This is a genomic window from Legionella pneumophila subsp. fraseri, assembly GCF_000586315.1.
Taxonomy (GTDB): Bacteria; Pseudomonadota; Gammaproteobacteria; order Legionellales; family Legionellaceae; genus Legionella; species Legionella pneumophila_B.
Genome location: NZ_JFIM01000024.1, coordinates 1 through 12,083 on the forward strand (window position 1 = coordinate 1; position 12,083 = coordinate 12,083).

A 12,083-nucleotide genomic window follows, 5' to 3' on the forward strand; every position below is an offset into this window, starting at 1 on the left:
CGAACAGTTGGCGCCGGTGTAGTCGCTAAAATAATCGAGTAAAAAAAATGAGTAGCAATCAAAATATTAAAATAAGATTAAAATCCTTTGATCATCGGTTGATTGATCTATCAACTCGAGAAATCGTTGATACAGCAAAAAGAACTGGCGCACAAATACGTGGGCCAATTCCATTGCCTATCAGAAAAGAAAAATTTACTGTATTGACTTCACCGCATGTAAACAAAGATGCTAGAGATCAATATGAATTACGTACTCATAAACGCCTGGTCGTTATTGTTCATCCAACTGAAAAAACTGTAGATGCTTTAATGAAATTGGATTTGGCTGCCGGGGTTGATGTTCAGATAAGCCTTGATGACTAATTATTAAGGCAAAGGATATTAAAGAGGTGTTACAATGATGATCGGTTTATTAGGCCGTAAGATCGGTATGACGCGCGTCTTCACACCAGAAGGAATTTCGGTTCCTGTTTCTGTTGTTGAGGTTCAGCCGAATCGCGTTTCTCAGGTAAAAACAGCAGCGAATGATGGTTATTCAGCTGTGCAATTAACTGGTGGAACAAAAAAATCCAGTAAAGTGAGCAAGCCAATGGCTGGTCATTTTGCTAAAGCACAAATCGATGCTGGGGATATGCAAGTTGAATTTCATGTGGATTCAGAGGATGCATTTACACCAGGACAAGTTATATCTGTTGCTGATGTCTTCACTGCCGGGCAATATGTAGATGTGTCAGGTTTGACTAAAGGTAAGGGTTTTGCTGGAACTGTAAAACGATATAATTTTAGAACTCAAGATGCATCACATGGTAACTCAAGATCACATCGAGTGCCTGGGTCTATAGGACAAAACCAAACTCCAGGTCGTGTTTTTAAAGGAAAAAAGATGGCCGGTCACATGGGTAATGCACGATGTACAGTTCAAAGTCTGGAATTGGTAAAAGTCGACTCTGAGAGAAATTTACTGCTCATTAAAGGTGCAATTCCTGGTGCTCCAGGTTCTAGAGTAGAAATTAAGCCTGCAGTCAAAAAGCAAGCACGAGGTGAGTGATGGAAATTACTACAATAGATACAAAGTCAAAATTAAAGCTCAATAAAGAAGTATTTGCTTATACTTACAACGAAGGCTTAGTTCATCAGGCAGTAGTTACTTTCATGAACAATGCGCGAAGCGGTAATAGTGCTCAGAAAACTCGCTCTGAAGTTAGTGGTGGTGGTAAAAAACCCTGGAACCAAAAAGGAACAGGTCGAGCTCGAGCAGGAACAATCCGCAGCCCCTTATGGCGAAGTGGTGGGGTAACATTTGCTTCTAAAAAAAGAGATTATTCGCAAAAGCTTAATAAAAAAATGTACAAACGTGCATTACGTAGTATAATCTCCGAACTTTGTCGTACTGGCAATTTGGTAGTTGTTAGTGATTTCCAATGCGATAATCACAAAACCAAGGATTTTCTCAAAAAAATGAATCAGATGGATATAAACAATGCTCTGATTATAATGAGTGAAGTTGGTGAAAATGAATACCTTGGTTCAAGAAACCTAATTGATTATGATATCTGTGATGTTACAACTATAGATCCTGTTTCCTTACTAAGATTTGAAAAGGTTGTTGTTACAGAAGCTGCAATTAAAAAAATTGAGGAACAGTTACAATGAACGCTGAGAGATTGATGATGGTTCTTAGAGAACCACATACTTCTGAAAAAGCAACTGTCATGGCGGATAAGTTTAAACAGTTCACTTTCAAAGTACTGAAAAATGCGACTAAGACTGAAATTAAATTAGCAGTTGAACATATATTTAATGTAAAAGTTAAGAGTGTATCTGTTGTCAATGTGAAGGGTAAATCGAAACGCTTTAAACAAACCAGTGGAAAGCGAAGTGACTGGAAGAAGGCATTTGTCTCTCTTCATGCAGACCAAGATATTGACTTTACAGTTACTGAATAAGGCAGATAAAGATGGCACTATTAAAATCTAAACCGACTTCACCCGGAAAACGAGGTGAAATACGTGTTGTACATCACAATATCTATAAAGGAAAGCCACATGCTGCATTAGTTGAAAAACTAAAAAAGACAGGTGGAAGAAATAATCAAGGTCGAATAACTGTTCGACATATTGGTGGTGGACAGCGTCAAAAGTATCGAGTCATAGACTTTAAACGCAACAAGGATGGTATATTAGGTCGTGTTGAGAGATTGGAATATGATCCAAACAGAACTGCCCTAATTGCGCTGATATCCTACAAGGATGGTGAAAAGCGCTACATCATAGCTCCTTCAAATTTAGAAGTCGGAGCTACAATTCAAAGTGGTGCTGATTCACCCATTAGTGTTGGCAACTGTCTGCCACTTAAAAATATACCTGTAGGTACAACAATTCATTGTGTTGAAATGAAGCCTGGTAAGGGTGCACAAATGCTTAGAAGTGCTGGTTGCAGTGGGCAACTTGTTGCAAAAGAAGGTGTTTATGCAACTTTAAGATTACGCTCAGGTGAGATGCGCAAGATCCATGTTTTATGCCGAGCTGTAATTGGAGAAGTAAGTAATAGTGAGCACAATTTAAGAGCATTAGGTAAAGCTGGTGCTAAACGATGGAGAGGAATACGACCTACTGTTCGAGGTGTTGCTATGAACCCTGTTGATCATCCACATGGTGGTGGTGAAGGGCGAACATCAGGTGGGCGTCATCCTGTGTCTCCATGGGGATTACCTACAAAAGGCTATAAAACTAGAAGTAACAAGCGTACTGACACTTTTATTGTCAGAGGGCGTAAGAAGAAATAATTAATAAGAGGATATCAAGTGGCTCGTTCAATTAGAAAAGGTCCATTCATTGACCATCATTTGATCAGCAAGGTAGAAGCTGCAATCGAATCAAAATCAAAAAAGCCAATTAAAACATGGTCTAGACGTTCTACAATCGTTCCTGAAATGATTGATTTAACGATTGCTGTACATAACGGCAAAGACCACGTTCCTGTGTTTATTACAGATAATATGGTTGGTCATAAATTAGGTGAGTTTGCCATGACTCGTACATTCAAGGGCCACTCTGGGGACAGAAAGGCTAAAGGTAAGTAAGAGGATATGATGGAAGTAACAGCTAAATTAAAAGGTGCTCCTTTATCCGCACAAAAGGGTAGATTAGTAGCCGATATGATACGTAATATGAATGTATCTGGTGCGCTTGATGTCCTCAAGTTTACACCAAAAAAGGGTGCTAAATTAATGCTTAAATTATTAGAGTCAGCTATCGCCAATGCTGAAAATAATAATGGTGCAGATATTGATGATCTAAAAGTAGGCATGGTATGCGTTGATGAAGCAACAACTTTAAAACGTATTAGTCCCAGAGCTAAGGGTAGAGCAAATAGAATTTGCAAACGTACCTGCCATATAACTATTAAAGTGTCTGACGAGGAATAGCAATGGGACAAAAAGTAAACCCAATAGGTATACGCCTTGGAATAATTAAAGATTGGAACTCTAAATGGTTTGCAGGAAAGCGATATGCTGAATTTTTAATTCAGGATATAAAACTTCGAAACGATCTAAAAAAGAAATTAATGGCTGCTGCCGTTAGCAAGATTCTTATAGAGCGACCAGCTAATAATGCTGTTGTAACTATCTTAACAGCAAGGCCAGGAGTTATTATTGGCAAAAAGGGCGGTGGAATTGAAACACTGCGCAAGGAAATTTCAGATAACCTTGGTGTGCCAGTTCATCTGAATATTGAAGAAGTGAAAAAGCCTGAATTGGATGCTACTTTGGTGGCTGAAGGTATTGCTCAGCAGTTAGAGCAACGAGTTATGTTCAGACGAGCTATGAAGCGTGCTGTTACCTCTGCTCTAAAAGCTGGGGCAAAAGGTATTAAAATTTGTGTAAGTGGAAGGTTGGGTGGTGCCGAAATTGCAAGAAGCGAATGGTACAGAGAAGGAAGGGTACCTTTACATACTTTTAGAGCTGATATTGATTATGGTACCGCTGAATCTAAAACCACCTACGGAATTATTGGTGTAAAAGTCTGGATCTTTAAGGGTGAAATTCTCCCACAAAAGAAAAGATCAACAGAAAGCGCCCAGTGAGTGAGGATTTGAAATTATGTTACAACCAAAGCGTACTAAGTACCGAAAGCAGATGAAGGGTCGTAATAGAGGATTGGCTCTTCGTGGTAGCAAAATTAGTTTCGGTGAGTTCGGTCTGAAGGCTATAGAGCGTGGACGTTTAACTGCTAGACAAATTGAAGCAGCGCGAAGAGCTATGACAAGACATATAAAGCGTGGTGGTAAAATCTGGATTAGGGTATTTCCAGACAAACCAATCACACAAAAACCACTTGAAGTAAGACAAGGTAAAGGTAAGGGAAGTGTAGAGTATTGGGTGGCCCAAATACAGCCAGGTAAGGTTTTATTTGAAATGGAAGGTGTTAGTAAAGAACTTGCAATGGAAGCATTTGACCTTGCAAAAGCAAAACTTCCTTTCAAAGTGATGTTTGAAGAGCGGACGGTAATGTAATGAAAAAAATAGATGAATTGCGCAATATGTCAGTTGAAGAATTGCAAAATGAATTGCTTTCATTACGTAAAGATCAATTTAATTTACGAATGAAAAAAGCAAGCGGCTCACTAGATAAAACACATCTGATCACTATGGTGCGTAAGTCAGTGGCAAAAGTTAAAACAATCTTGACTGAAAAGGCAGGTAAGTGAAATGTCTACTAATAGTGAATCAAATGCCAGAACAATGATTGGAAAAGTAGTTAGCGACAAAATGGATAAAACTATTGTAGTTATGATTGAACGTACTGTGAAACATCCAAAGTATGGGAAAATCATGAAGCGAAGAACTAAACTACATGCACATGATGAAAATCAAGTTTGCCGAGTTGGTAATACCGTAAAAATCCGTGAGTCACGACCACTCTCTAAAACGAAAAGCTGGGTATTAGTCGAAGTAATTTCATAAGTAACTTAATTGTTTTACTTTTAAAACCCTAAAAGGCCTGATATAATCAGCAGCCTTTTTCTGGTCGAAATTAGATCTGGAGAGAAAAATGATCCAAATGCAGACAGTGCTTGAAGTAGCTGATAATAGCGGAGCACGTAAAGTAATGTGTATTAAAGTACTTGGTGGATCACACAGACGGTATGCCCGTGTAGGTGATGTAATTAAAGTAAGCGTGAAAGATGCTATACCAAGAAGTAAAGTAAAAAAAGGGGCTGTAATGAGAGCGGTAGTGGTTAGAACTGCTCAAGGTGTTCGAAGAGATGATGGTTCATTGATTCGATTTGATGATAATGCAGCAGTTCTTTTAAACAACCAAAACGAGCCGATAGGTACACGTATATTTGGCCCTGTTACACGTGAGTTAAGAGAAAGATTTATGAAGATAATTTCTCTTGCCGCTGAGGTTTTGTGAGAAGGATTAGATATGAAACGTATTAAATCAGGCGATGAAGTAATTATTATTGCCGGTAAAAGTAAAGGTCATATAGGTAAGGTTCTAAGAGTAATTGATGATGCCGTAGTAGTGGAAGGTGGAAATCTAATTAAAAAACATATTAAACCTAATCCACAAAAGCCTGAAAATAAGGGTGGAATCATTGCGCGTGAAGCTCCATTGCACGTTTCAAATGTTGCTCACTACAATCCTGTTACAAAAAAGGCTGATAAGGTTGGCTTTAAATATCTTGAGAATAATGGCGTTAGCAAAAAGGTTAGATATTATAAATCTAACAATGAAATAATTGACCGTATATAGAGTTAGGTGATTGAAATGGCGAGACTTAAAGAATTTTATAAGAAAGACGTCGTCACTATGATGATGAAACGGTTCAACTATTCGAGTGTGATGGAAGTTCCCAGGATTCTTAAAATAACTCTGAATATGGGAGTTGGAGAAGCTGTTGGTGACAAAAAAGTTATGAATCATGCCATTGAAGACATGACGCTGATTTCTGGTCAGAAACCTGTCATCACAAAGGCAAGAAAATCAATAGCAGGCTTTAAAATCAGAGAAGGATGGCCAATTGGCTGTAAAGTAACACTCAGACGAGAACGCATGTATGAGTTTCTAGATAGATTAATATCTATTACTTTACCTCGTGTAAGAGATTTTCGTGGTTTAAATCCAAAATCTTTCGATGGAACAGGAAACTACAGCATGGGAATACATGAGCAAATCGTGTTTCCAGAGATTGACTATGATAAAACTGATGGAATAAGAGGTTTAGATATTTGTATTACAACAAGTGCTAAAACAAATGAAGAAGCTAAAGCTTTATTAGAAGCATTTAATCTTCCACTGAAAGACAAAGATAGAAAATAAAAGGGTGAAATTGTGGCTAAAAAATCAATGCTGATGCGAGAGTCAAAGCGTGCGAAGCTGGTAGAAAAGTACAGACAGCGCAGAAACGAATTAAAACAATTGATTAAATCATCTGATGATTTCCAGGTAATAATGGAAAGTCAGGCAAAACTAGCAAAATTACCAGTTAATTCAAATCCTGTTCGCTATGTTACTCGATGCAAGCAATGTGGAAGACCACACGCAGTTTATCGCAAGTTTAATCTTTGCAGAATTTGTTTAAGACAACAGCTTATGGTGGGCAATGTCCCTGGCGGTAGAAAATCAAGCTGGTAAACTATTTTATTGGAGAATAATTGTGAGTATGCATGATCCAATTGCTGATATGCTGACTAGAATTAGAAATGGTCAACAAGCGAAACATCAGCAAGTAACTTTGGTTTCTTCTAAGTTAAAGGAAGAAATAGCGCGAGTTTTAAAAGAAGAAGGATATATACAAGATTTTTTTATTGAAACATTACCAAATGGTCTAAAATCCATTACTTTAAAATTAAAGTATTATCATGGAAGGCCAGTAATTGAATTTATTAAGCGCATTAGTCGTCCAGGTTTAAGGGTATATAAATCATACAAGGATTTGCATTCAATACCTGGATTTGGTGTAGCTATTCTTTCTACGTCTAAAGGTATAATGACCCATGTATCAGCAAAAGTAAAAGGTGTTGGTGGCGAAGTCATTTGTGAAGTGGCTTAATACTTGCGAGGAATGATATGTCTAGAGTAGCAAAGGCCCCAGTAATTCATTCACCAAATGTTGATGTAACATTTGTTGATGGAGTAATCACTGTAAAGGGCCCAAAGGGAATATTAACTCAAAAAATTAATAAATTGGTTAATATTCAACATAGTAAGGAATCAAATAAAATAGAGTTTTCACCTGCTTCTAATGATCCAATGGGATGGGCACAAGCCGGTACAGCTAGAGCCTTGGTAAGAAACATGGTTCAAGGAGTTACTGAGGGATATACGGTCACACTAGAGTTGGTTGGTGTAGGATATAGAGCTCAGTCTAAGGACAAATCAATTAGTTTGTCATTAGGATATTCACACTCTATTGAATATGAATTACCAAAGGGTGTAACAGTAGAAACTCCTAATAATACAACAATTCTACTAAAGGGCGTTGATAAGCAAGTTCTTGGACAAATAGCTTCTGAAATTAGAGCTTTTAGACCACCAGAGCCCTATAAAGGAAAGGGTGTTAGATATGCTGGAGAGCAGATTGCTCGAAAAGAAGCTAAGAAGAAATAAGGTGTTAACTATGAATAAGCAAAACGCACGACATAGACGTGGATTAAAAGCCAAAGCCTTAATACGTAAATCAGGGCGCTCAAGATTAGTTGTGTATCGAAGTGGTGTGCATATTTATTCTCAGATTGTCAAGTCAGATCAACTTGGCGATAAGGTATTGGTAGCATCCTCTTCTATAGATAAAGAATTAAGATCCAGTTTGACTGGAAAAAGTAAAGTTGAACAAGCCAGTTTAGTTGGTCAACTATTGGGTAAACGTGCTAAGGCAGCAGGTATTACTCAAGTTGCATTTGACCGAGCAGGTTATAAATATCATGGCCGAGTTAAAGCACTTGCCGAGAGTGCACGCGAAGCCGGATTAGATTTTTAAGGAACGATTATGTCATTCGATGAATTACCCAAGTCAGATGGATACCAAGAGAAGTTGGTATCGGTAACTCGTACGGCTAAAGTTGTAAAAGGTGGGCGAGTTTTTGGTTTTGCTGTTTTAGTGGTTGTAGGTGACGGAAAGGGTAAAGTTGGGTTTGGAAGAGGAAAGGCTAGAGAAGTTCCAATAGCAATTCAAAAAGCTATGGACCAAGCCAAGAAGAATATGGTCTATATACCTCTTTCAGGCACTACAATATTCCACGAGATTACATGGAACTATGGTGCTTCTAAGGTATTTATGAAGCCAGCAAGTGAAGGTACAGGAATTATTGCTGGTGGTGCTATGCGTGCCGTGTTGGAAGTATTGGGTGTGCAAAATATTCTTGCAAAGAGCATTGGTTCTACCAATCCAAGTAACATTGTTCGTGCAACTATTGGTGCATTGACACATGTTGGTACACCGGACTATGTAGCAGCCAAACGTGGAAAAACAGTTGAAGAAGTAATGGCAGGCTAATTATGGGAAAAAAAATTAAAATAACCTTGGTTAAAAGCACAATAGGCAGAAAACCAAAGCATGTTGCTATAGCCAAACAGCTGGGTTTAGGTAAAACAAATTCAAGTGTGGTACATAGTGATACTCCTGCAATTCGTGGACTTGTGAACGAAATTAATTACCTGTTGTTGGTTGAGGAGAGTGCATAATGAATTTAAATACACTATCACCAGATCCAGGCTCTAGGCCCTCAAGAAGGCGGGTGGGCAGAGGTATTGGTTCTGGATTGGGCAAGACATGTGGTAAAGGTCACAAAGGTCAAAAATCAAGAGCAGGTGGTTACCACAAAATTAATTTCGAAGGTGGTCAAATGCCTATCCAAAGACGATTACCCAAGATGGGGTTTAAGTCTAGAGTAGGTCGAACCATAGATGAAGTGAGTTTAGGCGAACTTGCAAAATTGAATGATGAAGTCATTGATTTACTTGCTTTACGTAAAGCAGGCTTAATTAATAACTCAATTAAAGATGTAAAAATAATTTTATCTGGCGAGCTGACAGCAGCTATTAAGCTTAAGGGTTTAAGAGTCACAAAGGGAGCTCGTTCTGCTATTGAGAGTTTAGGCGGTAGTATAGAAGAGTGACTATGAAAAACCAAAAGCATAACGGTAGTAAACCACGTGGTGGATTAGCCGAACTAAAGTCAAGGTTGATGTTTGTTGTCCTGGGCATATTAGTGTACAGATTAGGTGCTCATATACCTGTTCCAGGATTAGATCCTGCAAAATTAGCTAATTTTTTTAGTGAACAACAAAACACCATATTTGGCTTGTTTAATATGTTTTCTGGTGGAGCATTGTCCCGAGTGACAGTCTTTGCTATCGGTATTATGCCTTATATTTCTGCATCAATTATTATCCAACTGTTTTCTGTAGTTTCTCCTAAATTGGAGCAGCTAAAAAAAGAGGGGGAGTCTGGTCGCAGAAAAATAAATCAATATACCAGATATTTAACATTGCTATTGTCTATATTCCAGTCTATGGGTATGGCGAGATGGCTGGCTAGTCAGCAAATTGCGATGCAGCCGGATTTCTCATTCTATTTTACTGCTGTTGTAACTTTGGTTACAGGTACAATGTTTTTAATGTGGTTGGGTGAGCAAATTACAGAAAAAGGTGTTGGTAATGGAATTTCATTAATTATTTTTTCTGGAATTGTTTCTAGTATGCCAAATGCTATAGGGTCTGTTCTTCAACAAGTTAAAGAAGGTCAGATGCAAGCCCTCACTTTGGTTGTAATTGCAGTAGTAGTAGTAGTAGTTACTGGTTTTGTAGTATTTATGGAGCGTGCTCAACGGCGAATTCGTGTTAATTATGCACAGAGAACGCAAGGTAGGAAGGTATATGCAGCACAAACAAGTCATTTACCATTAAAAATAAATATGTCAGGTGTAATTCCACCAATTTTTGCATCTAGCATTATTTTATTACCAGCAACGTTAGCGCAATTTTTTTCGCAAACTAAAGGGCTGGGTTGGTTATCTGATGTGGGAATGGCACTATCGCCAGGTCAACCCTTGTATTTGATAGTGTATGCTGCAGCTATTTTGTTCTTTGCTTTCTTTTATGCTGCTTTAGTATTTAATCCTAAGGATACAGCGGATAACCTGAAGAAATCAGGAGCATATATTCCTGGAATTCGACCAGGAGAACAAACAACTAAGTATATTGATTCAGTTATGACTCGGTTAACATTGGTTGGAGCTATTTACTTAGTATTGGTGTGTTTGTTACCACAAATTCTAATGTATACATGGCATGTTCCATTTTATTTTGGTGGAACTTCATTGCTGATTATAGTTGTTGTTATTATGGATTTTGTAGCACAGGTACAAGCTCATTTAATGACCCAGCAATATGATTCTTTATTAAAAAAGGCGAATTTTAGAGGTACTAAGTTACCTGGTCTGCTATGATTTATCGGAGTTAGGAATGAAAGTAAGAGCATCAGTAAAGCGAATTTGTCGCAATTGTAAAATAATAAAAAGAAGTGGCACTATACGAGTAATTTGTAAGGATGCCCGTCATAAACAAAAGCAAGGTTAATATCAGCTTGATTTTATTTTATTAAAATAGTATCCTTCTGTCCCTTTCGACAGAACAAATAACGTTCGGAGAAACTAATGGCTCGTATTGCAGGAGTTAATATACCTGATCATAAACATGTGGTAATCGCTTTAACAGCAATTTATGGTATTGGTAAAACAACATCATTAAAGTTATGTCAAACAGTTGATATAGATCCTTCAGTTAAAGTTTCTCAATTGTCAGACGCTCAACTGGAAGCATTGAGAACTGAAATTGCAAAAATTACTGTAGAGGGTGATCTTCGACGTGTTGTAACGATGAACATAAAAAGGTTAATGGACCTTGGTTGTTATAGAGGATTAAGGCACAGAAGAGGATTGCCGTTGCGCGGACAGCGTACGAAAACTAATGCTCGTACCAGAAAAGGCCGTAGAAAAGGCACTAGTAGTTGATTTTTCATGTAGGAAAATAAAAGATGGCAATAACAAAGTCAAAGCAGCAAAAAACACGAAAAAAGGTAAAACGTGTAGTGTCTGATGGCATAGTACACATACATGCATCTTTCAATAATACTATAGTTACCTTTACAGATAGACAAGGTAATGCATTATGTTGGGCAACTTCTGGTGGTTCTGGATTCAGAGGTTCTAGAAAAAGTACTCCTTATGCTGCGCAAGTTGCAACTGAGCGAGCTGCTGCTGTTGCTAAAGAATATGGTATGAAATCTGTTGCAGTATTTGTGCATGGTCCTGGTCCTGGTCGTGAATCTACTATTCGTGAATTAATAACCCAGGATTTTAAAATTGTTGAAATTACCGATGTTACTGGCATACCACATAATGGTTGTAAGCCACCTAAAAAACGTCGTGTGTAAGACTCAGGAGTAATTAATGGCTAGATATCTTGGTCCTAAATGTAAATTATCACGTCGTGAAGGTTGTGATTTGTTACTTAAAAGTGGGGTTCGTGATCATAAATCCAAGTGTAAATCTGAAAAGTTACCTGGACAGCATGGTGATAAAAAACCTCGTTTAAATAGCTATGGAATTCAGCTTAGAGAGAAACAGAAGATTAGAAGACTTTATGGAATTCTTGAAAAGCAATTCAGTAATTATTATAAAAAGGCGGCTAGACAAAAGGGCTCTACTGGTGAAAATTTAATGGCTCTTTTGGAAAGACGTTTAGATAATGTTGTATATCGTATGGGTTTTGCCAGCACACGTGCTGAAGCTAGACAGCTTGTTGCACACAAGGCAATTCTTGTAAATGATAAAGTAGTTAACGTTCCTTCTTTTCTGGTTAATCCTGGGGATACTGTATCAGTTCGGCAAAAGGCTAAAAACCAAGGTCGTATTCAAGCTGCTTTAGCTTTATCTGAACAAAGAGCCCCCTGTGATTGGATTACTGTAGATACTGCTTCTTTTAAAGGCACATTTTCTACAGCTCCAACGTTAATGGACTTATCTTCAGACTACAACGTAAACCTTGTTGTAGAACTTTACTCTAAGTAA

26 protein-coding genes are annotated in these 12,083 nt (G+C 37.9%); all 26 read left to right on the plus strand.

Features of this window, described 5'->3' with window-relative positions:
- Positions 1-47: 47 nt before the first annotated feature.
- On the plus strand, positions 48-365 hold the full coding sequence (gene rpsJ, locus CC34_RS0106110; protein WP_010946077.1) for a 30S ribosomal protein S10: 318 nt from the start codon (positions 48-50) through the stop codon (positions 363-365).
- 34 nt (positions 366-399) lie between these two features.
- Complete coding sequence (gene rplC / locus CC34_RS0106115; RefSeq protein ID WP_161513089.1) at positions 400-1,050, plus strand: 50S ribosomal protein L3; 651 nt, start codon at positions 400-402, stop codon at positions 1,048-1,050.
- The gene (rplD, locus tag CC34_RS0106120; protein ID WP_027223419.1) at positions 1,050-1,655 is read left to right on the plus strand and encodes a 50S ribosomal protein L4; all 606 of its coding nucleotides are present in this window, start codon (positions 1,050-1,052) and stop codon (positions 1,653-1,655) included. Before rplC ends, rplD begins: the two co-directional genes overlap by 1 nt.
- A complete protein-coding gene (gene rplW, locus CC34_RS0106125) occupies positions 1,652-1,948 on the plus strand; it encodes a 50S ribosomal protein L23 (protein ID WP_011213009.1) in 297 nt (98 codons plus the stop codon). Before rplD ends, rplW begins: the two co-directional genes overlap by 4 nt.
- A gap of 11 nt (positions 1,949-1,959) precedes the next feature.
- Positions 1,960-2,787 (plus strand): 50S ribosomal protein L2, encoded by an 828-nt coding sequence (rplB, locus tag CC34_RS0106130; protein ID WP_027228985.1) that lies wholly within the window; start codon positions 1,960-1,962, stop codon positions 2,785-2,787.
- 18 nt (positions 2,788-2,805) lie between these two features.
- Positions 2,806-3,084: a 30S ribosomal protein S19 gene (gene rpsS / locus CC34_RS0106135; protein WP_010946728.1), complete on the plus strand. Its 279-nt coding sequence runs from the start codon at positions 2,806-2,808 to the stop codon at positions 3,082-3,084.
- Between the two features lie 9 nt (positions 3,085-3,093).
- Positions 3,094-3,429, plus strand: coding sequence for a 50S ribosomal protein L22 (rplV, locus tag CC34_RS0106140; protein WP_010946083.1), 336 nt, complete (start codon positions 3,094-3,096; stop codon positions 3,427-3,429).
- A gap of 2 nt (positions 3,430-3,431) precedes the next feature.
- Entirely contained in the window at positions 3,432-4,088 is a 657-nt protein-coding gene (gene rpsC, locus CC34_RS0106145) for a 30S ribosomal protein S3 (RefSeq protein ID WP_010946084.1), read from the plus strand.
- A 16-nt stretch (positions 4,089-4,104) separates the two neighbouring features.
- Positions 4,105-4,518 carry a 50S ribosomal protein L16 gene (rplP, locus tag CC34_RS0106150; protein ID WP_027228984.1) on the plus strand — a complete coding sequence of 138 codons (414 nt, stop codon included), beginning with the start codon at positions 4,105-4,107 and terminating at the stop codon, positions 4,516-4,518.
- Positions 4,518-4,712 (plus strand): 50S ribosomal protein L29, encoded by a 195-nt coding sequence (rpmC, locus tag CC34_RS0106155; RefSeq protein WP_010946086.1) that lies wholly within the window; start codon positions 4,518-4,520, stop codon positions 4,710-4,712. Before rplP ends, rpmC begins: the two co-directional genes overlap by 1 nt.
- A gap of 1 nt (position 4,713) precedes the next feature.
- Positions 4,714-4,968, plus strand: a complete 255-nt coding sequence (rpsQ, locus tag CC34_RS0106160) for a 30S ribosomal protein S17 (protein WP_010946087.1) — start codon at positions 4,714-4,716, stop codon at positions 4,966-4,968.
- Positions 4,969-5,056: 88 nt separating this feature from the next.
- Positions 5,057-5,422 (plus strand): 50S ribosomal protein L14, encoded by a 366-nt coding sequence (gene rplN, locus CC34_RS0106165; protein WP_010946088.1) that lies wholly within the window; start codon positions 5,057-5,059, stop codon positions 5,420-5,422.
- Positions 5,423-5,434: 12 nt separating this feature from the next.
- On the plus strand, positions 5,435-5,764 hold the full coding sequence (gene rplX / locus CC34_RS0106170) for a 50S ribosomal protein L24 (RefSeq protein WP_027228983.1): 330 nt from the start codon (positions 5,435-5,437) through the stop codon (positions 5,762-5,764).
- Positions 5,765-5,779: 15 nt separating this feature from the next.
- The gene (gene rplE, locus CC34_RS0106175; RefSeq protein WP_027228982.1) at positions 5,780-6,331 is read left to right on the plus strand and encodes a 50S ribosomal protein L5; all 552 of its coding nucleotides are present in this window, start codon (positions 5,780-5,782) and stop codon (positions 6,329-6,331) included.
- Between the two features lie 12 nt (positions 6,332-6,343).
- The gene (rpsN, locus tag CC34_RS0106180; RefSeq protein WP_027223425.1) at positions 6,344-6,646 is read left to right on the plus strand and encodes a 30S ribosomal protein S14; all 303 of its coding nucleotides are present in this window, start codon (positions 6,344-6,346) and stop codon (positions 6,644-6,646) included.
- Positions 6,647-6,674: 28 nt separating this feature from the next.
- Positions 6,675-7,064, plus strand: coding sequence for a 30S ribosomal protein S8 (rpsH, locus tag CC34_RS0106185; protein WP_014326634.1), 390 nt, complete (start codon positions 6,675-6,677; stop codon positions 7,062-7,064).
- A 17-nt stretch (positions 7,065-7,081) separates the two neighbouring features.
- Positions 7,082-7,621 carry a 50S ribosomal protein L6 gene (gene rplF, locus CC34_RS0106190; protein WP_027228981.1) on the plus strand — a complete coding sequence of 180 codons (540 nt, stop codon included), beginning with the start codon at positions 7,082-7,084 and terminating at the stop codon, positions 7,619-7,621.
- Positions 7,622-7,631: 10 nt separating this feature from the next.
- Complete coding sequence (gene rplR, locus CC34_RS0106195; RefSeq protein ID WP_027228980.1) at positions 7,632-7,991, plus strand: 50S ribosomal protein L18; 360 nt, start codon at positions 7,632-7,634, stop codon at positions 7,989-7,991.
- 9 nt (positions 7,992-8,000) lie between these two features.
- Positions 8,001-8,507: a 30S ribosomal protein S5 gene (gene rpsE / locus CC34_RS0106200; RefSeq protein ID WP_027228979.1), complete on the plus strand. Its 507-nt coding sequence runs from the start codon at positions 8,001-8,003 to the stop codon at positions 8,505-8,507.
- Between the two features lie 2 nt (positions 8,508-8,509).
- Entirely contained in the window at positions 8,510-8,695 is a 186-nt protein-coding gene (rpmD, locus tag CC34_RS0106205) for a 50S ribosomal protein L30 (protein ID WP_010946096.1), read from the plus strand.
- Positions 8,695-9,129 carry a 50S ribosomal protein L15 gene (gene rplO, locus CC34_RS0106210; protein ID WP_027228978.1) on the plus strand — a complete coding sequence of 145 codons (435 nt, stop codon included), beginning with the start codon at positions 8,695-8,697 and terminating at the stop codon, positions 9,127-9,129. Before rpmD ends, rplO begins: the two co-directional genes overlap by 1 nt.
- Before the next feature lie 2 nt (positions 9,130-9,131).
- The gene (gene secY / locus CC34_RS0106215; RefSeq protein WP_027223431.1) at positions 9,132-10,460 is read left to right on the plus strand and encodes a preprotein translocase subunit SecY; all 1,329 of its coding nucleotides are present in this window, start codon (positions 9,132-9,134) and stop codon (positions 10,458-10,460) included.
- Between the two features lie 16 nt (positions 10,461-10,476).
- Positions 10,477-10,590, plus strand: coding sequence for a 50S ribosomal protein L36 (gene rpmJ / locus CC34_RS1000000116965; RefSeq protein ID WP_010946099.1), 114 nt, complete (start codon positions 10,477-10,479; stop codon positions 10,588-10,590).
- Positions 10,591-10,667: 77 nt separating this feature from the next.
- Entirely contained in the window at positions 10,668-11,024 is a 357-nt protein-coding gene (gene rpsM / locus CC34_RS0106220; protein ID WP_027228977.1) for a 30S ribosomal protein S13, read from the plus strand.
- A gap of 23 nt (positions 11,025-11,047) precedes the next feature.
- Complete coding sequence (rpsK, locus tag CC34_RS0106225; RefSeq protein ID WP_010946101.1) at positions 11,048-11,446, plus strand: 30S ribosomal protein S11; 399 nt, start codon at positions 11,048-11,050, stop codon at positions 11,444-11,446.
- A gap of 16 nt (positions 11,447-11,462) precedes the next feature.
- Complete coding sequence (gene rpsD, locus CC34_RS0106230) at positions 11,463-12,083, plus strand: 30S ribosomal protein S4 (protein ID WP_027228976.1); 621 nt, start codon at positions 11,463-11,465, stop codon at positions 12,081-12,083.